This is a genomic window from Erysipelothrix aquatica (assembly GCF_009828775.2).
In the GTDB taxonomy this organism is placed as follows: Bacteria; Bacillota_I; Bacilli_A; order Erysipelotrichales; family Erysipelotrichaceae; genus Erysipelothrix; species Erysipelothrix aquatica.
The window spans coordinates 13,508-33,844 of sequence record NZ_WTSY02000022.1 but is presented as its reverse complement, the minus strand read 5'-3'; the positions used below and the strand labels follow the sequence as shown (position 1 = coordinate 33,844).

Sequence of the window (20,337 nt, the reverse complement as noted above, 5' to 3'; positions counted from 1 at the left end):
ATTTTATATTTTAAAATTTTCATTTAATAAACTTGTATTGTGTTAAACAACACTTTACTTCCTTTCTAAAGACTCGGTAATTATGGCTGAATTCTCTGATTCATTTCCATACTTTCAATTAGATCAGACGCATGGTTTACCGTATCAAAGTCCGGATTCATTACATATAAATCCCATCCAGGCATAGAGTACGTAGTATTGCTTGTAGCTCCAAAGCCACTTAGTTGATACTGCACTATTTCCCATGATTTACCAGTATCTAGTTGGTGCCTTATAATTGACTTCACATCGCCATCACTCATACTCAATTGCATACTATCTGAAACACTTGCAATAATACTATCAAAATTAGTTAAGATTTTTGGTGATACCGCTTTATTAATCATTCCCTTAATGAGTTCTTGTTGATTTCTAACACGGCCATTATCCCCATCAGGAAGATTATAGCGTTCTCTCACGAACGCAAGTGACTCGGAACCGTTTAAATAATTCATACCATTTTTTATTTGAACATATGGCTCAGTTCTTGTAGTAAACGAATTTTGTGAGTAAACTTCTACTCCACCTAATGCATCTACAATTTGCTCCACTGAGCTAAAGTTAACCTTTAGGAAATAATCAATTTCAATATTAAGTAGTTTTTCGAGTGTGGTAATAGATTCACCAACTCCATAAATACCCGCATGAGTAAGTTTGTCCATTGCACCAATTGTTCCTAACTCCACATGATAGTCTCGTGGAATACTTGTTAGTAGAATTTGATTTTCATTTGGATTTACAGTCATTATCATATTGACATCTGATCTCGATACAGAAGACACAGGTCCATATGTATCAATCCCTGTAATAAAAATTGAGTACGTATCTTCACTTACATTAGCATTTGCCTTTTTAATACTTGTGTCAACTTCATAGGATACAAACTCTATTACTCTCGTTTGAGCATCGAAGTTTTCATTAAATTCTTTTAAAAATCCTCTGTGTGATTCACTGATCATAATTGCTGGAATTGTACCATCCAGTAAATCCCTATTCATGTTCTCATAGCTTGTATACTCATCGGTGCTAACTTTATATTTATGTTTTTGTTCAAACAATTCGACACCTTTTTCCATATTGGATTTATCCATTTGGAAGTTTGCTGCAATTTTTACACCAGACAAATCTGACAAGGTTTTATAACTACTATCTTTGTCAACAATGATTGAAATAATATGGGTATCTTTGCTTGCTCCTGTGACTCTAGAGAGCAGGTTCCCACCTTTCATAGCATAACCACTTCCTATTACTAGAAAGAGGCTCAAGATAAGGCTCAGAATCTTCGCGAACCAGTTAATTTTCCCTTTAGTTTTGTAAACAAAAATCCCTAATAGGACCAGTAACGCGACAACAATACCAACAACGGTTGAAAAGTACTTTATCGGCAGTAATCCCATTCTATAAATAAAAAACACTGTAATTACGGAAGCAATCACTTGAATTCCAATAATCACAGATTTTTTCGAAAGAATAAACTCCTTATTTTTCTCTTTACTCATAAGTTTCCTCACTTTTGTAATAATAAATACTTAAATATTTTATCATGAATTTAGATATGAATAAAATCCGGTAGTCATAAACAAGACGGATTTGATTCTTTAACGTGCACCATGACCTGTAAAAATTACTCCAATTGTTTTCCCAACTATCACCATATCTTGCTTCAATGACATATTATTTATGTATACAGTATCATAGGCTAGTTTTTCAGCAGGCGAAATATCATATCCGCCATTAACTTGAGCCCATCCGGTAATCCCTGGACGGATTAAAAGCCTGTTTGCAAATCCAGGAATCTCTCTTTCAAATTGCCAAGTTAAATCCGCACGTTCAGGTCTAGGACCAATGATGCTCATATCACCAATTAGAACATTAAAAAACTGCGGTAACTCATCTATTCGCACTTTACGAATAAAACGACCTACCTTAGTCACTCTTGGATCATCTTTCTCAGCCCAGACTGAACCAGTTTCATTTTCTGCATCAGTTCTCATCGATCTTAATTTGTAAATTTTGAATTCTTTTTGATCTTTACCAATACGCATTTGCGTATAAAATGCTGGACCCTTCGAGTCCACTTTCACTGCCACGGCAAAAATTGCCACCAAGATAATAATAAAAGGTGAAGCAAGTATCGTAAGTATGACATCTGCTATCCTTTTAAAAACTAAATATCCAGTCGGCTTTACTCTAATTTGTTCATTCATCTCAACGTTCATAGTCCCCTCTTCACTTATTTTTTGTGTATCCATCCCCCGATTAATTACCCACACTTTTTGTTACATATTTAATTTATATGTTTAGCATATTAAGGATAGCACATTTCGCTAATTTTTCAAGTTTTCAGAGTTCCTATCCTTAACCAGTTAGACTTGTATAAATATTGAATTTTATACTATCATTTCTATCATCACGTTTCTTTATACTATTGTAATTCCCTTCTAAGTTGCAAAGTAACCTTTACTTGATTATTCAACCCTGTTTTTGTTAGGAAGGGAAGATACCCGTTTTATAATTACATCTATAATTAAGGCTGAAGCCAAAGAGAGCGAAAATACTAATAATGTTGTTACTGGGAACCATAAGTACTTTTGATTTACATTGGTAATTGCACTATTTAGTTGAGTATACACGAGTTTATCAAACATGTAAGAGATTAGATATGCCCCCAATGACGCGTTACTTAGCATTCTTAGAATATTTTTGAATCTTTGGGACAATCCTGAACTGTCAATATTGAGTAGCAAAATAAATAATAAGTATGCAATGATAATGTACTGAATAGATCCCCATCCCTGATACTGACCATTACTAAATGGTCCACCAAAACTTCTATAATAGCCGATTGCTCCTGCTACTAAAGTAGCGAGAATGAGGAGTATGATATTTGTACTTCTCTTAATTTTTGGTTGGAACTCGCTGATATACGCTCCGATAAAATAATACGTAAGTGGATAAAGTATTTCCCAAAATTGGGGAACAATTTTATCATAGTCATAAGATTTAGCGGGTTGTAACCACCAGCTCCAGTTTCTGTACTCATTATAATTAAGTAATAACGGAAGTGCCGTTAATGTCGTAAATGTTAAAATCAGGATTTGCTTGTGCTTCTTACTCTCGAGTCCGTGATACATTAGGTTAATGAACGGAATAAGTAAGAATAGCCCGAGATACATCTCGATATACCAACTGTAGTTTGCTGCCGAGAAGTCAAGTATCTTGAAAAAACCATCTTTAATTGAATAATTTGTACTAAAGTAAATATTGGAAAATATCAACAATATTATCGATATTACAACGTATGTAATATAAGTATGGATAATCCCCTTATAATATTTTCGACTGAGTGTCTTTTTGTTCATCAAGTAACCTGTAATCATAATAAACAATGGAACACAGTACATAAAAAACGATCTAACTGTAATTGCAAAAAATAACTTTGCTCCTGATACTTGAATTTCATAGAAACCAGTATTCAGGAAAAAATGCACACCTACGACTCCAAATAACGCTACTAATCGAATAATATCGATTGAACTGTTTCTCTTCTTCACACTTAATTCTCCCCGTGTCTATTCACAATAAATACTCACCCAATTTGCAAACCAAACTCGGTGAGTACTAAATCTATTAGCATCTTCGATTGATACTTTTTACCGTTTTACTTCTATTTTTTTATGTGATTCCATATCTTCGATGTATTTTTTTGCTTGCGCGACTGATTCTGGAATTGGCTCAAATACGTATTGATTCCAGCCTGTCATGGAATATGTCGTCATACTGTATGCTTCAGTTCCCACTAGCTGATTCTGCTGAATATTCCACGATGGATTCTTGTCAATTTGCATTCGAATCAAACGGGTGAGGTCATCGTCACTCATATTCGTTTCAATACTATCGCCAATTGTCGATAATACCTGCGTATAGTTCAATAAAAATGACGGTGATGTCAAGGAATTAATAATTCCTTTCATTAATTCTTGTTGATGGACAACACGATCTTCATCTCCTCGTGGGAAAGCTTTTCTTTCACGTGCAAACATTAATGCTTCATAGCCGTTTAAATCATTTTTCCCCACATTATAGTGTAGTGAAGGATCCACGGTAGAATTGAAATTGAATTTGGATTCAACTGTAACTCCACCAAGTGCGTCAACAACCGTCTCAACAGAGCTAAAGTTTACACGAACATAGAAGTCAACATCAATGTCCAGTAGTTTCTCAACGGTTGTCATGGTTTCATTAATACCATATATCCCTGAATACGTGAGTTTATCCATCTCACCGATTGTTCCTAGCTCAACATGATAGTCGCGCGGGATACTCGTCAAAAGGATTTGATTTGTTTTTGGATCGACTGTAACTAACATATTTACGTCAGAACTTGCGACGGTCGATACCGGTCCGTACGTATCGATTCCTGAGATTAGAATCGTAAACGTATCCTTTAAAACATTTGCGCCCGTGTTTCGGACATTTGTTTTTTGTGTATAACTTACTTGTTCGATAATGCGTGTTTGCTTACTGAACTCAGGATTCACTTGCTCAACCATCATTCGATGGTTCTCACTGAGAAGCATCACTTGAGTCGTTCCATTTAATAAATCTCTTTGTAGTCCTTCATAAGTTTCATAAGGGTCAATGGATGGCGTGAACTTATGTTCTTTCTCGAACAGTTCGACAGCTTTATCCACATTGGCTTTATCTTGAGATGTGTTTGCACTGAAAGGAAGTGCTTTGACGTCTTCAAGCTTCATATATTGACTGTTTGCATCAACAATCACTGATACCACATGCGTTTCATATTCTGCACCGGTAATTGCATCAATGAACGATACACCTTTACTTGCATAGAAACAGCCAATAACTAAAACTAAACTAAGGGCCATGTTCGTAATCTTCACGAAGTTATTGAACCAACCGCGTGATTTGAACAGTACAACACCACTGATTGCGATTGCGCCCAATAGGATTACTGCAATAATGATATTGTATTTTAATGGTAAGAGGCCAGTGTAATAAATATAGCCAACCGTAAATAAACCAACAATGAGTTGGATTGCAAATATTGTCTTATTGCGAGTTATAATCGATTCTTTTGTATTTTTTGTTTTATTTTTCATAGGTTACCTCGTAACTTTAACCTTAATTTTACCATGAATACGTATCGAGACATTGATTTCGAAAACTTTTTCCGATAATTTCACAATCTTTAATTTCTCCCCAATCATCAATTTTGGTTAAATTGTGAACGAATCCGTGTTTGGTACGAGTTCCATGCATAAAAAAGAACGGTTATCTCGGACCGTTCTTTACATGATTAATTCCCCATTCGTGTAGCTGAGACAAAATAGGTTCAATTGTCATACCATAGGGAGTCATTGAATAGACAACTTTAGGAGGTATTTCTGGAAATTCCTCCCTCAAAATGAGTCCTTCATCTTCAAGTTCTTTAAGCTGACTCGACAGCATTTTAGGTGTGATACCGACAAGTTCTCGTTTCAATTCACCATAACGCATCGACCCCTTAGAAATTAACGTTAAAAGAATGGCTGGTTTCCATTTTCCACTTATGATCGATAAAGCATCATCAACTTTACAAAAAACAACATTTTCAATTTTCGACATATACACCCTCACTCCACGTATTAGTATCCTTTTTGATACCATCAATAGTATCTTTTTGGGAACTAGTGCACTTAAAAGTGCCTACTTCACAAGCTAAAAATATTATAGCATACTTGTCTTATCAGAAAGGTGGTTCTACACTATGAAGAAATTTGAAATTGGCATTTACTCCCTTGGAGATTATCTATCAGATCCTGCTACGGGTTCAATCGTATCGGAGCAACAACGTATCGAAGAAATCATCCAAGCAGCTAAACTTGCTGACGAATTAGGACTCGATGTATTTGCATTAGGTGAATCACATCAAGAACATTTTATTTCACAAGCTCACGCCGTTATTCTTGGAGGGATTGCGCGTGAAACAAAGAATATAACAATCTCCAGTTCTGCAACAATCGTTTCAACATCTGACCCAGTTCGGGTATACGAAAACTTTTCCACTATTGATTTAATGTCCAATGGACGTGCTGAGATTGTTGGAGGACGTGCATCACGCATCGGTCTTTTTAGTCTCTTAGGTTACAACGTTCGTGATTACGAAGCATTGTTTGAAGAAAAATTTGAAATGTTACTACAACTTAATAAAGAAAGTGTTGTGAATTGGAGTGGACGTTTCCGTGCGCCACTAGAAAATGCAGTTTTATACCCAAAACCGCTTAAAGGTCGTTTACCAATTTGGCGTGCAGTCGGTGGCCCTCCATACAGTGCCGTCTTAGCGGGACAACAAGGCGTTCCAATGATGCTTGCAACCTTAGGTGGACCTGCAACACTTTTTAATCACTCTGTGCGCACATACCGTGATAACTATATTGCCGCAGGACATGATCCAGAGAATATGATTGTCGGTGTTACGAATCTATTCCATACAGCCGAAACAGATCAAGAAGCATTCAAAAACTTCTACAAATACATCAATCACACCTTCTTAAGTGCCAACGGTCACGGATTTAACCGTGAAGCCTATGTGGATGCGCTGGATAAACGTAACGTTATGTTGGTTGGAAGTCCTGAAACCATTATTGAAAAAATACTGTACCAATACGACGTCTATAACAACGATCGAATCATGTTACAACTTGATCTTGGAGGCATGCCTTGGGAACAAGTTAAGTACAATATTGAAATGATTGGAAAAGTTATTGCACCTCGTGTACGTGAAGAAATCGCCAAACGTCAACTAGCGAAAGTGGAGGCTTAATCATGAAAGTTCTAGGTATCGTCGGTTCTGTCTTCGGAACCAAAACACGCATTGCGATGCAAAATATCACATTTAGTGATGGTGTTGATTATGAAATTATTGATTTGAGTGAATTAGATATTATGTTTGCGGATGGGCGCGACTTTAGAGATTTTGAAGGTGATACGCGAACATTAGTTGAGAAAATTATTGGTGCAGATGCAATCATCGTTGGGACACCAGTCTTCCAAGCATCAATCCCGGGTGCATTGAAGAACGTATTTGATCTCTTACCAGTCGATTCAATTAAAGATAAAGTTGTCGGAATCGTTGTTACTGCTGGTTCATCCCGTCATTATCTTGTTGCGGAATATCAGCTCAAACCAGTCTTAACCTATATGAAGGCTGCTTTATTGGAAAAATATGTTTTTATCGAAGGACGTGATTTCCTCAAGGAAGATATTGTTGAAGATGATGTTCATTTCCGTCTTCGAAACCTTGCCCGTCAAGTCGAAAATCGCGTTGATCAAATAAAAAAAGAATATGAGGCGCGCTACGACTTCTAGCGGTGATTACAACTACCAACCTCCTGGTATGTTTTCCCGAATTAATTCTTACGATCCCTTGAATTAGTATAGAAAAACAGCCGTTGAATCGCTAGCGCGTTGGTGGGTCGATGCGGCTCGATCCATCTAAGAGATGAACGTTCAGTACAAACGTTCATCTCTTTTTAGTTTCATCATTGCTTAATTTAATGTATCATAACTTTAAACATGAGGAGGAATCATGAAGACCGAAAAAAATTATACAATCGTGAAGGTATTAAATAATAGTTCTGTTATCGTCAAGGATTTGTTCTTTGAAGTCATCTTCATGGGACGGGGGATTGGTTTTGGTCAAAAACCAGGAGAATTGCTAGCAAAAGGTACTGAGTACGATAAATCATACAAGTTAACCATTCACAAAAATGAGTTTCATAGAATTATTAGTGGATATAGCGATGACATCGTTGTTATGGTTATGGAAACGATTCGCCAGATTACGAAGCATGACTTTGGTAGTTTCGGAACTGAAGAATTAATTACCTTAGCAGACCACCTTGCTGCAATGTTTCAACGCATTGAAAGTGGTGTTGCAGTAACGACTTATTTTTCTCACGAAACGAAAGCACTTTATCCACAATCATTTGCACATGCGCAGCAACTCTGTGAAGTTATCTTAAAGAATTATCGTGTTGAAATTCCGGATGCGGAAATTGCCTACATTGCACTTTATATTCAAAATCTACGGAATGCTGGCGCAAAACGGCAATTGGAGCAACTGCATGTTGTTGTTATTGAACTCGAACAATACCTGATTGAACATGGGCACGAACTAAACAAAGACTCAATTCACTATGCGCGACTTCTGACTCACATTCGATTTATAGTTGAGTCAACATTATCCAATAAAAAAGCACTGAACCAGGTCGTTAGCACAACCATTGTCGAAACGTACCCAATATATGCTGACTATGCTCGAGATATTATCGCAATCATCGAAAAAGAGATTGGTGTTGCACTTGCTGATGATGAACTCGCGTATCTTGTCATACACCTTGTAAATGTCTTAGAGAATTAATATTTCATTTTTTAAGCGTTTACATTGACATTATATTTCAACGTGGTATATTTGTATTAGGCGTGCAATCTAACGGAGCAAGAGCCAAAGCAACATTTTTTGATGTCGCTTTGGCTCTTTTTCTTTTGCACAGAAGGAGGAAGCAATATGAATAACAATGATCTCGCTAAGAATATCATTGATCTCGTGGGTGGTACCGACAATATCGGACGTGCAGCTCACTGTATGACACGTTTACGTCTTAACATTAAAGACGCAGACAAAGTTGAAATCGACGCTCTCAAAGGGGTAGAAGGCGTCATGGGAGTCGTAGAAAGTGACACACTACAAATTGTTGTGGGTCCTGGACGCGCAAAGAAAGTCTATGACATTGTTGTCGAAGACTTCGGTGTAACTGTTGGTGGCGACGTTTCTTCATGGGAAGACAACAAAGCAACCTTGAAATCAGGCCAAAAAGAATCAAAACTTAAAACAGGATTAAAGACAATTTCAAATATCTTTATTCCATTGATTCCTGCAATTATCGCTGCTGGTCTCTTCTCAGGTCTAGCAAGTTTAATTGGCCAAACAATGGCTCCAACTGAAGGATTCTGGTTCTTAGTACTAAAACTATTCCAACTCTTCAGTGGTGCATTCTTATCCTACTTTGCAATCTACACTGGTATTAACTCCGCTAAAGTCTTCGGTGGTACTGAAGCACTTGGTGGTATGATTGGTGCTATGAGCATCATGCCATTGATCGTTGATATCTCAACATTCTTTGGACTTTACAATACTGAAGTTCCATTAAATTCAGTTCTTACTACAGGTAAAGGTGGAATTATTGGAGTAATCTTTGGGGTATGGCTCATGTCCATGATCGAACGTCGTGTACGTAAGATGGTCCCAGATGTACTCGACTTAATTGTTACACCACTTGTAACATTAACACTTACAGGAATTATATTCGTTCTTGGTATCATGCCAGTTGCTGGTTTCTTATCAGATGGACTTGTTAGCTTCCTAAATATCTTCATTAGCTCAACAAACCCTATCGTAAGTATCCTATCTGGTTTTATCTTATCAGCACTATTCTTACCAATGGTTCTCTTAGGCTTACACCATGGATTAATTCCAATCTATGCTGTTCAACTCCAACAACTTGGTGGTGTTTCATTATTCCCAGTTCTTGCTATGGCTGGTGCTGGACAAGTCGGAGCTGCAATCGCTATTTATATTAAAGCAAAACGTCGTAAAAACGAACGTCTACAAAAAACAATCATCGGTGCCCTACCTGCTGGATTCTTGGGTGTTGGTGAACCATTAATCTACGGGGTTACTTTACCTCTTGGTAAACCATTTATCACAGCTGGTATCGGTGCTGGATTTGGTGGAGCATGGGTAATGCTAACAGGCGTTATGGCAGGAGCATGGGGTCCTTCAGGACTTGTTGCTATTCCATTAATGCAAACTCCTACAATGATGTTAAACTTCTTTATCGGGCTTGTTATTTCATACGTAGCAGGTTTCATTATCACAATGATCTTTATCAAAGACGATTTAGTAGAAAACAATTAATTTCCAAACAACTCTTCTTAATACATTTATATGAAAGAAAAACACAACCGCGTCTCACGGTTGTGTTTTTACTCTTTATGTGCTTGAATCTAAACTCGCAGAAACTAGTTTACTGCTTCGTCAAATCCGCAATCCAGTTCGGCTCTAACTTCAAAATCAGTTTTACCAAATGGTGCTTTCGGTAAGATGACAGCGCGTGTATTATTTATATCACAGACAGTGTCTGTTTTGTTGTTCTTGAAACCTGCAATTATAGCTTCGTTTTGGGAAGCATTGTAACGGCCTAAGTTATCTAAATTAATTTTAATTCCTGTTTCTTGGAATTTCTCAAGGAATGTTGTCTTTTCCTCATCTGTTTTTCCGTCAGTTACATTGTCGTAATAAAATGATTCGTAGAAATCCGATCCCATTTTAATCAAGTCTGTCTCTAAGGCATCCTTACCTTTTGCTTGTTTGCCCATAAATTTATAGATAGAAAATCCTCCCACTACAAGCATTAGCACTACAATCACCGTGATTGCGATTTTTTGAAACTTATTACTCTTTTTACTCATTTCAATTTTATTCTCATTGCTATTTTCGTTACTCATTGTATTCTCCTATTGTTTTGAACTACTTGTCTCTGGATTTGAGTTTCTGTAATGGTCCTTTTTTCGTGTAACTATCAAAATAATAATTATGAAAATGAGGGATAAGATTACGACACCTAACCAAATGTATGCTGGATGTATTGATATATTTGATGATGGTGTTGCCTCACGATTGACCTCAACAATGTACGTACTCATAACTCCATCGGCTCCAGTCGCATGAACTTTAATATAATTCACACCAGGATATAGTTTTTGATTACCTGAAATATTGACACTTGTATTTCCGAATTTTGGGGTTGCCGTAACAGCAAGACTTGTCACGGAATTTTCAACACTCATCGTGTAGTATAACACATCTTCTTGGAATCCTGGGTTGATTGCGTAAGCTCCTACACTCAGTGCAGAAAGTTTTCCACTTGTTTCTGTCGCAGCCTTCATGACATCAATTGAAATTGTACGCTCTGACTGATCTGCTGCAATTACTTTTATAGTAACGGTATTATGACCTGGCTTTAAATTGTTTGCACCTTCGATGACAATGCGTGAATTCGGATCTTCACTAATGACATTTAAATTCAAGTTGACTGTTTCTTTTCCGACAGTCGCTTGATAGTGTGTCACATCCCGGCTAAATGCAGGGATTAAATTAAGACCTTCAATAGCACTAATATGGTTATTTGTCGAAACATTTACAGTGTTGTTGTTTGCACCTGGAGTCCCATTTCCTGAATTACTATTTCCAGTATTACCTCCGTTATTGCCACTGTATCCAGTATTACCACCATTATTACCAGTGTTTCCAGTGTTATTACCATTGTTTCCAGTGTTTCCAGTGTTTCCAGTGTTATTACCATTGTTTCCGGTATTGCCACCGTTATTACCATTGTTTCCGGTATTACCACCGTTATTACCATTGTTTCCGGTATTACCACCGTTATTACCAGTGTTTCCAGTGTTGTCGTCAGTTCCCGAATCACCTTTAACTTCTCGATTTACGATGATGGTGTAAGTATCTCGAACACCTTCTTTTGATAAAATTTCAATCGTAATTGTGTTCTTACCTTCTTTTAAGACCTGAACACCTTCACCAGAGACAATTTTACTCTCTTTATTCGCAAGGGTCGGTAAAATCGTAACAATTTCAACCGATTTATCAACATTGACAGTATACGATTTTACATCTGCTTTAAAAATTGGATTTAGCGGTAATGCCGTATCTGCGTTAAAGACTTCGAGATTCGTGAGTGCGTCTTTTTTCATCGGATTGGTTGGGTCAGTTGGCTTCGTTTTTGTAATTTCAACTGTATAAGTTCGGCGTGTACTATCTTCCGCTTCTACAATTACTTTAATCGAGTTTATTCCATCTTTAAGGTTGTGGATACCATTTCCTGAAATGAGTTTTGCTTTAACGTCTGCAAGGACAGCTTCGACATCTACACTCGATGTTGTTGCAGGGACCGTTGCTTTATAATCAAAGACATCCGACTTGAAAGTTGGGGTTAAAACGATAGGCTTTTGATTGTCTTTAACTACCAGTGTGGATAACTGATTGTTTGCGGATTTATCATTGGGCTGTGTTCCTTTAATAACTTTCACTGTATAGGTTGATGTGGAGCCGTCTTCAGCCTTTACAACCACATCAATTAGGTTATCACCCGTTTCAAGTTTGTGATTTCCAATTCCTGATAAAATGGTTCCGTTTGCATCATCTACTAGAGCTGCAATATCAATCGCTTCCACATCATGAGCGACAGTAAGTGTGTACGCTTTATGTTTTGGATCAAAAGCAGGGTCAAGTGGTAACACTGTTTCCCCATTTTTAATTTCTAAACGTGCTAGATTACTGTTACTCGATTGTTCGCTTGGAACTTCAGGGTCACCTATTGTTAGGGTTGCACCTTCGACCATCGCATTTTGCTCGTTGAAGTTAGCGTCCGCAACAGAAGCATTTTCTAGTGATACAGCTGTATCGCCATCTGGCGCACCTGCAAGAACTTCAAAGGATACCTCGAATAAAACAGTATCACTTTTTTGTGCGAGTGAAGGCGGGGTATCGTCATAGCCAACAAAACGCAACGATCCGGCAGATGGTGTACTTGAAAATGCCCACCCTTTGATACTATTTTTCGATTCCACATACGATAGTACCGATGGATCATACTTCAGTGTCCCAGAATAGCCATCAACACCACTTTTAAGGAGTTCTGTATGGTTGACTTGAATTTCAACTGTAATATGTTGACCTCGACTTACCTTCTGTGTCGAAGGTAAGACGGTCAACTTTGGACTATTGGCAGATAACGGCATGACCAAATGCATGGTTACCATGGTCACTACCATAAACAGAACGGCAATGACCTTAATTCTTTTTCTAAACATTGTTGCTATTTTTCTCATTGTTCATCCTCGTTCTTTTCAAATATATTTTTACTTCCGAGAATATGACTTCGGATTCCAATTAAGTCAGCGACACCAACTTTCTGATCGGCGTTGACATCGGCTGCGAGGCGTTGCCAATCCGTGAGTGTTCCGCCAAGCACATAACTACGGACACTAATAATATCAGCCACACCGATTCGGCCATCACCGTTCACATCACCCTTCACGATAATTGTTTTCTCATCGTATTCTTGATGGTCGACAACCAGTTTAATAATAACGCCACTTCCCACTATATCAGTATCTTCAAGTTTAGAACCATTACGGTAGAAAACGAGATGCTCTTGAGGATTCGTCATCTGTTGCTTCACATCGAGAACCGATTGGTTATCATGAATAGTTTGGATATGTTTGGGTTCAATTGTATGGATATCGGACTTAAGTTTCATATCTGAAATCTTAACATCAATAGTATAAATTCTATCTTCCATGTCTTCACGATGAACTGTGATTGAAATGGTGTGATCACCAACGGATAGATTTTCATTGCCGGCAATTGAGACACTGGCCATTGGATCTTCTGATACTGCCACAACTGGAAGTGTTAATGATTCGTTGCTGATGATTGATGTCGTGTAAGTTTGGGTCATCTTATCGAATGATTGATCTAATGTGTGCCCCTCTAATTGAAGGTATGAGAGATAATTACTTGATGTATTTCCGCGATTAACAACAACAAAATATGTTGCGCGTTCATGACGTTCTCGAGTTACATGGATTTCGAAAATATTTACACCAAGCTTAAGTGTTTTAGTTCCAACCCCTTCAATCAAAGCACCTTCGAAGGCTGATGTTGCACCAATGTCTAAAGTATCAACATTTCCCTCGACATCAACGTAGTATTGGCGTACACCCGTGCTAAATGATGGTGACAATGTCCCTTTATTCACAGTTAAGGTATCTAATCCAAAGTTTGAACTGTATGCTCGGTTCACAAACAAGGTGTAAGTTACCTTTGTCCCATCTTCTGCTACGACCTCAATTTCAATTGTATTACGACCTGGTTTGAGTGAGTGTTTACCAAGGTTTTTAATAATCTGTTTTTCTTCTGTTTTCGTAGCAAAGACTTCAATCGTTTCTACTGCTTCGTCAACATCGAGGTTGTATGCTGTTTTATTAATGTCAAAGACAGGGGTCAATTTACCAACATCTGTCCATAGATTACTGATTGCAGTATTGGACGAAGCTTTTCTATGAAACATTACAGTATAAATCCGTGGCAAGTTATCTGTTCCCACAACACGAATTTCATGTGAATAAGGGAAGGATACAACTGGAATTGTACCCAGACCTGTTATCGTTGCATTATTCGTACTGGTTGCTTCAAATGTAAATTCACTATCCCCATCTTGTACATCGATGAGGTACGTATTTCCGAATTTTGAAAATTGTGGTGATAGGTTGTATGACCCATGATTGTTGCCGCTCACAAGTAGAGATTCGAGGTAATTTTGGGATGGTGCTTGTCGGTTAACATGAATCCGGTAAGTGTTTTTATCACCATTTTGTGCGGTTACGATAACATTTACGACATGATTACTCCCTACTTCGATGTTTGACTGATTTTCCACATCAACACGACTGTTTACGGGATTCGTATAGAGCGGGGTTATGTTATCAATTTCATTTGGAATCGTCAAATAGTAATCGGTTTGAAGCGGATTAAATTTAGGACTTATGACACCTTCCTGAACACTTAAACTATCAAGGAGTGCTGTATTGTCTGCATCACGTGCAAGCGTAATTGTAGTTGTTTGCTGATTTCCTTGTGAGGCTGTGACGGTAATTGTGATCACATCCTTGTCCGCAAATGATTTTGGATACGTGATTTCGACATGTGCATTGTTATCTTCTGGTATCGCTGTAACATTTGCTGTGTCACTATTTATTTTGTAGGAATAAACAAAGGTATCTTTATCGAATCCCACGATGTCGATGCCGTTGATCTGGAGTAGTTTTAGATTTGCGTTCGTGGATAATGCTTTGTCCACAGCGACATTGTAAACTTTTGAAATGTTGTATGCATCTGTCACTTTGATGATGAAGCGTTTGGTTGCACCATCATTGACAGGTTTGCTTACTTCAACCCTTGCATCTTGATCTTGAGGTGTTGCTTCAATCATGACGGCTTCAAGGTCTATTGAAGCAGGTACTGTGTATTCATACTGTTGGGTTTGTTCATTCCACAATGCTTTCCAACGTTGACTTCCATATACAACTTCAACTGATTCTAGCGTTGTCTTATCCTTCACTTTGTGGACGCGAACCGTGTAGTCCGTTTTATAGTTTCCATTCGTCACTGTGATTTTAATCGGAGTTACCCCATCTAATAGGGCAACTTCTTTAAAAGTCCCACTTATTGTGGCTTTAGGGTCTTCTGAGATTGGAGTCAATGAAAGCGTGTGTGTTGTTTGGGGCACATAAACATCGTACTCAAGAGTCCCTGCCTCAAACGGAGGTATAATGTCAGCACTATCAGATGTTAGTGATGTTAATCGTGAGGATAATCCTCGATCAACGTGTATTTGGTACGTACGACGTTCCCCATTTTTGGCCTTAACCTTGATATCGACAGTACGTGGAAGACTTGACACCGGAATCGATTCCAACTCACTGGCATTTTCAACGGTTACACCAAATCGATCATCGAGTGTGTAGTAGACTCTAAATGTTTCAACTCCTGGGAAAATTGATGCTTGGTACGTCATGACTTCTGGATTAAACTCCGGTTCAATGAGTCCTTGATTTTGCCCAATATGTAAGTCACTCAAGAAATTGTAACTTTCTTTTCGAATCTTAAATGTGTAAGTTAATGTTGCTTTTGTTTCTGATTCTGTTTGGATTTCATAGTTGACTTCATCATAACCTTCGATTTTCACAATACCATTTGGTTTCATTCGTGTTTTAGGATGCATTGTTTCTACGTTGAAATCGCTCGAATCCCAGAAATTTTTGGAACTCGGAACATCAATGGTATATTCGTAAATATCAGGATTGAATGCAGGCTCAATTTTATTTTTGGGGTCATTAAGATTTAATATTTTTAATCGTGCGTCGGTAGAAGGTGTTCGGGTGTATTCAATGTGGTACTGTTGCTTCGTAATTCCATCTTGTGCCTTCGCTTCAAACGAAATACGATGCGTACCTGGCTCGAGTTCGTAGGTACGATTAATATTACCACTGAGCGTTACCGACGTATGATTTGGCGTTGCCTTGAGATCATGCGTTAGGTCTGCCGCTTCAAAGGGTTCATTAATTCTGTAAACTTGACTTCCATCCCAATCAGTACTTGGTTTGGATAAATCAATGACATGTGTACCAACCTTTAAATCAAGCAATCCTAGTTTTCGTGTGACAACGATTTGGTACTGCTGCACAGGCACGGCTTGATCTTCTGCTTGAACTTGGATACTGAAGATATTTTTCCCCGGTTTAAGTTCAAATTCACCGAGGCCTTGTTGTACCTGCGCATTTGCATTTGTTGGATTCGCTTGAATTGTAATGGTATCAACATCAGCGGGAACATCTAAGATTTCAAAGAGATCATACGGTTCATCATGGACCGAATGATTAAGTTTTAAAGGTATCGTTTCCCCATTTGATTTATAGCCATCGACTGTTAATGATTGCAACGATACGTCTTTTGACAACGAACGCGTAAAGGTAAACTGATATGTATTCACCAATGTCGTTACGGAATCAGTCAACGTGATTGATAATTGCTTGGTAGCCATACCTTTCATTGAAAATGTATGTTCAAGCGACTCCACAATATTTGTCGCAACATCCGGTACGATTTCAAAAGTGACGGATGTATCTTGAAGTGCTAGATAGTCATCTAAGTTAATAGTAAATGCAGTTTCACCTGTATAAGCGGGAATAGTTTTACCATTAATTTTAAGGGATTCTATTTGAGGCGGCATCACATCTGGATACATAACGCGAATGTGATAGGTCCCTGCTAATTCCCCACTCTGTGTCGAAACATCAAACGTGTAGATATTGTCTTGGGTTCGCGAGAGTTTAAGTGGATCATTATGATAGTTTGAAATCACATATCCGTTTTCGATTGTAATGGGCGCTAACGCAATATCCTTCTTACTAAATTCCTTCTTGTTGATGGGGACATGAGCAACATAGTAGTAGTTTCCAGGAATTGGATTCGTGATACTTTCATCGTTCTCAATACGCTCAACATTATCTCCGGGAACGAAACCATCAACGCCAATGTTTGAGACGTTTCGAGTTACCTCTAAACGGTAAACTTTCGTTGTTATACCATCATGCGCTGTGACAGTTACTGTAATGTAGTTTTTGCCAACTTTTAAGTTTGAATTTCCGTCAATTTGAACTGTTGCATTCGGATTTTCTGCACGTGCAGCAACACGAATACTCGTCACTTCATTCCCAACATCTTCCAAAATATAGCTAAGAACATCCTTATCCAATTTTTGGAAATCTTGTTCGTTGATCGTGAGAGATTTTAAGTCCGCATTGGAATCCAATGTCCGAGTAATTGTCAGAACATATGTTTGTTTCTTTCCTGATTCTGAAACAACATCAAGAACTATCGTATTCTCACCATAATCTAAGACGACATCTTTCTGGTTCGTTACTTCTCCATTGATTAGAAGCGTCGCTCCTTCATGTTGCTTATCGGCAATGATATTTATCGTTTCTTGAGATGAATCCACAGTTTGTGTATACACATTATCCTTAATGCTTTTTAGCACATCCTCACCATCTATTTTGAGAACAGTTAGATTATTGGCATCAGATTTAGCGCGATTAATGGTCACTGTATAAACTTGCTGTGACGTTCCATCTTCTGAATTAACTGTAATAGTTGCTTGCGTTGATTCGTTGTCAATATTCACTGTATGAGGTATTGTTTCTAAAATTACACCATTGGCTTTCGCTGTGGCATCAAATGCAACTGCATCAATATCAGCACCAACATTTAGCGTATAGTTGTGTATTTTCTCGGAAAATTCGGGGGTCAACACGCCCACATTACTCGATAAACTTTGTAGTGCTGCTTCCGAAGACTTCGCCCGGATCACTGAAAAAATATACTGCGACTGTAAACTACCTTCAGCATTGGAAATTATTTTAAATGTATACGTATTTAAGCCTGTGCTCAAATTGATGGCATCCCCACCTTCAATCCGTGCATTTTCAGGCAGTGTAAATTCCAGACTATCGATACTAAATGTCGTGACTTCGTAAGGTACGCGAACTGTATATCGATACGTTGCAGTATTATCACTAATAGTCTCATCTTTAGCGATACCATCACCTTGTCCATTCGGATCTAAAGGTCTGTTATCGGGGCCCATTGGATCAGGTTTTATCGTTTCAACACCGCTATCAGGCTTGGGAACAAAAGGATTGTCTGTTCCACCCGTTCCATCGGTGATTTCTGTAGCAGTATTGGCTTCCATAGTAACTTGGATCGTGTATGTTTTAATACTTTCATTTTCTGCTGCCACGTGTATTTCAAACGTATTTAGCCCTGTGACCAATGTGTGTGTCCCGAGTATGGCTTGATTTACAATTTTGGAAGCATGTTTTGGATCGACAGCAGCTGTAATGGTGATCGTCTCATTCTTATTAAAAGGAATTGATCCTAAATCATAATTCGTCGTGTTTGCATCAAAAGTAGAAATCGTCTCCGTATTCTTAATGCGTGCACTCAGCGATTGTAAATCATTGTTCTTTTTTTTATCTCGGATTACCGTGATTGTGTATTTAGCAGGTGTTCCGTCTTCTGCGCGCACTTCTAGGGTTGTTTGATTCGAACCTGGAACCAAATCCAGTACTCCTGAGAATGTATTCGGGTTTTCGCTTAAATTCTTGAGCGAGTCACTGTAGACACGTGCTGCATCAAAATTCGTAGTGGTTACAATTGGAACTTCTGTCACTTCATTATCAACTGTAATTGTGTAATCACGAACGCCTTCTTCCAGAACAATTGCCTGATCCCCGACAGTTAATTTAGATAGCGTTACATCACTAGAGTTCCTGTTAAAGGTGTATTCGTACTGTTTCTGTGAGCCTTTATTTCCAAAGACTTTTGCGTATTGCGGTTGTGATGACTGCGCCATGACAGTCAAGCTCAATTGCGTTTTTTGCACATTGCTTGGACTAAGCGTAAGTACATTTCCTTCAACTGGACTTTCTGACAAATAATGAATGGTGCCATTGGGATCGTTCAATGCTGGATTGAGCGTTACCGTTTTAATATTTTGTTTGACGTTTGTTGAATTAGACTGATCAAACGTTAACACACTGCCATCATCCGTCATTGCTGTCATAGATTTAATGGACACATCGTCAGAGAGTCTAAGAATGTTCACACCGTAACTCTTTAGCGTATTCCCATTGTGCTTAATAACGACTTCAAATTTATTATTGCCCAGCTCAAGACTTCGGTCATTGATATTTCCCTGCTTCCCAAGTACCATGGATATTCCTGCGGGTGCATTCTCTTTCAAGGTTATGTCACCACGAATTTTCTCAACCTGACTTGGTACAACTAAATCAAAACTGTCTTTTTCGGCACTAAAAAATGACTCCATGTAGTCATGTCCGTCGACATCTGACCCGTCTGCATAAATATTAATCGATTGGAGTGCAGCACCCAAATCGGGTGCCTCTCCAGCAACCGTTAATTTCAACGTTGGATCGAGTGTTCTCGGAACAACGCTTTGATTCGAAAAGTTGTTCGCTAGAACCAAATCATTAAGTTTAAAATTTATTTCTTTTCCTGCTTCGGCTTCTGCTTTAACTTTAAAATACATGGTCATCATTGGACCACTTGCTTTTAATGCACGATCTGGGTACTGAACCGTTTGACCCGTATACTGGACCGTGCTATCAATAATATTATGATTGACTACCCAACCAAGAATTTCATTTCGACCTTGACGGATTGTTGTGAAGGCGCCCCCTTCAATATCGAGAGGGTAGATAACTTCTTGGTTATCAATGACAATTGGTTCGACCAATTTATCATCATAAACGATTTCATATTGAAACATGGCGATATTATTATCACCATTCGTTTCAATATTAACGTCAAATCGGAAAACATCTCCAGGTTTAACTGTAGACCCAGCCGGCAATGGCTTGGAGTCTTGGATATTTTCATATGGATAAGTTTGTTCATCATAGGTTCTGAGACTGACTTTGTTAGGTGTTGCTGCTGACACTGAATAATTTTCTGAAAATATAGTTCCAGAAAGTAACAATACCATTATCAGTTTAAATACTTTTTTCATC

Annotated in this window: 12 protein-coding genes; 4 read left to right on the top strand and 8 right to left on the bottom strand. The window is 38.2% G+C overall.

The window, feature by feature from the left end; all coding sequences use genetic code 11:
- Positions 1 to 80: 80 nt before the first annotated feature.
- The 5 genes from GVV20_RS07135 to GVV20_RS07115 form a co-directional block, all read right to left on the bottom strand.
- Positions 81 to 1,538 (bottom strand): LCP family protein, encoded by a 1,458-nt coding sequence (locus GVV20_RS07135; RefSeq protein WP_159739984.1) that lies wholly within the window; start codon positions 1,536 to 1,538, stop codon positions 81 to 83.
- A gap of 99 nt (positions 1,539 to 1,637) precedes the next feature.
- Positions 1,638 to 2,291, bottom strand: coding sequence for a sugar transferase (locus GVV20_RS07130; RefSeq protein ID WP_159739983.1), 654 nt, complete (start codon positions 2,289 to 2,291; stop codon positions 1,638 to 1,640).
- A 216-nt stretch (positions 2,292 to 2,507) separates the two neighbouring features.
- The gene (locus GVV20_RS07125) at positions 2,508 to 3,593 is read right to left on the bottom strand and encodes an acyltransferase (protein ID WP_159739982.1); all 1,086 of its coding nucleotides are present in this window, start codon (positions 3,591 to 3,593) and stop codon (positions 2,508 to 2,510) included.
- A gap of 99 nt (positions 3,594 to 3,692) precedes the next feature.
- Positions 3,693 to 5,162: an LCP family protein gene (locus GVV20_RS07120; RefSeq protein WP_159739981.1), complete on the bottom strand. Its 1,470-nt coding sequence runs from the start codon at positions 5,160 to 5,162 to the stop codon at positions 3,693 to 3,695.
- A gap of 172 nt (positions 5,163 to 5,334) precedes the next feature.
- The gene (locus GVV20_RS07115) at positions 5,335 to 5,667 is read right to left on the bottom strand and encodes a winged helix-turn-helix transcriptional regulator (RefSeq protein ID WP_159633997.1); all 333 of its coding nucleotides are present in this window, start codon (positions 5,665 to 5,667) and stop codon (positions 5,335 to 5,337) included.
- Positions 5,668 to 5,809: 142 nt separating this feature from the next.
- Between GVV20_RS07115 and GVV20_RS07110 the strand changes: the two genes are divergently transcribed.
- From GVV20_RS07110 to GVV20_RS07095, 4 genes are all read left to right on the top strand, one after another.
- The gene (locus GVV20_RS07110; protein ID WP_159649554.1) at positions 5,810 to 6,865 is read left to right on the top strand and encodes an LLM class flavin-dependent oxidoreductase; all 1,056 of its coding nucleotides are present in this window, start codon (positions 5,810 to 5,812) and stop codon (positions 6,863 to 6,865) included.
- A gap of 2 nt (positions 6,866 to 6,867) precedes the next feature.
- On the top strand, positions 6,868 to 7,410 hold the full coding sequence (locus tag GVV20_RS07105) for an NADPH-dependent FMN reductase (protein ID WP_159739980.1): 543 nt from the start codon (positions 6,868 to 6,870) through the stop codon (positions 7,408 to 7,410).
- Between the two features lie 220 nt (positions 7,411 to 7,630).
- Entirely contained in the window at positions 7,631 to 8,464 is an 834-nt protein-coding gene (locus GVV20_RS07100; RefSeq protein ID WP_159649555.1) for a PRD domain-containing protein, read from the top strand.
- 147 nt (positions 8,465 to 8,611) lie between these two features.
- Positions 8,612 to 10,021 (top strand): PTS transporter subunit EIIC, encoded by a 1,410-nt coding sequence (locus tag GVV20_RS07095; RefSeq protein ID WP_159739979.1) that lies wholly within the window; start codon positions 8,612 to 8,614, stop codon positions 10,019 to 10,021.
- A 104-nt stretch (positions 10,022 to 10,125) separates the two neighbouring features.
- On the opposite strand, the gene GVV20_RS07090 is transcribed toward GVV20_RS07095, so the two are convergent.
- Genes GVV20_RS07090 through GVV20_RS07080 form a run of 3 tightly spaced genes read right to left on the bottom strand, consistent with a single transcriptional unit; the run spans position 10,126 to position 20,336 of the window.
- Positions 10,126 to 10,611, bottom strand: a complete 486-nt coding sequence (locus GVV20_RS07090; RefSeq protein ID WP_159739978.1) for a hypothetical protein — start codon at positions 10,609 to 10,611, stop codon at positions 10,126 to 10,128.
- A 9-nt stretch (positions 10,612 to 10,620) separates the two neighbouring features.
- Entirely contained in the window at positions 10,621 to 13,011 is a 2,391-nt protein-coding gene (locus GVV20_RS07085) for a cadherin-like beta sandwich domain-containing protein (RefSeq protein ID WP_159739977.1), read from the bottom strand.
- A complete protein-coding gene (locus GVV20_RS07080) occupies positions 13,008 to 20,336 on the bottom strand; it encodes a cadherin-like beta sandwich domain-containing protein (RefSeq protein ID WP_159739976.1) in 7,329 nt (2,442 codons plus the stop codon). Before GVV20_RS07080 ends, GVV20_RS07085 begins: the two co-directional genes overlap by 4 nt.
- Between the last annotated feature and the right edge of the window lies 1 nt (position 20,337).

Coding starts and splice junctions, on each gene's coding strand:
- GVV20_RS07130 (WP_159739983.1), bottom strand. CDS start 2,291: ATGGATACACAAAAAATAAGTGAAGAGGGGACTATGAACGTTGAGATG.
- GVV20_RS07135 (WP_159739984.1), bottom strand. CDS start 1,538: ATGAGTAAAGAGAAAAATAAGGAGTTTATTCTTTCGAAAAAATCTGTG.
- GVV20_RS07120 (WP_159739981.1), bottom strand. CDS start 5,162: ATGAAAAATAAAACAAAAAATACAAAAGAATCGATTATAACTCGCAAT.
- GVV20_RS07100 (WP_159649555.1), top strand. CDS start 7,631: ATGAAGACCGAAAAAAATTATACAATCGTGAAGGTATTAAATAATAGT.
- GVV20_RS07085 (WP_159739977.1), bottom strand. CDS start 13,011: ATGAGAAAAATAGCAACAATGTTTAGAAAAAGAATTAAGGTCATTGCC.
- GVV20_RS07105 (WP_159739980.1), top strand. CDS start 6,868: ATGAAAGTTCTAGGTATCGTCGGTTCTGTCTTCGGAACCAAAACACGC.
- GVV20_RS07095 (WP_159739979.1), top strand. CDS start 8,612: ATGAATAACAATGATCTCGCTAAGAATATCATTGATCTCGTGGGTGGT.
- GVV20_RS07090 (WP_159739978.1), bottom strand. CDS start 10,611: ATGAGTAACGAAAATAGCAATGAGAATAAAATTGAAATGAGTAAAAAG.
- GVV20_RS07110 (WP_159649554.1), top strand. CDS start 5,810: ATGAAGAAATTTGAAATTGGCATTTACTCCCTTGGAGATTATCTATCA.
- GVV20_RS07115 (WP_159633997.1), bottom strand. CDS start 5,667: ATGTCGAAAATTGAAAATGTTGTTTTTTGTAAAGTTGATGATGCTTTA.
- GVV20_RS07080 (WP_159739976.1), bottom strand. CDS start 20,336: ATGAAAAAAGTATTTAAACTGATAATGGTATTGTTACTTTCTGGAACT.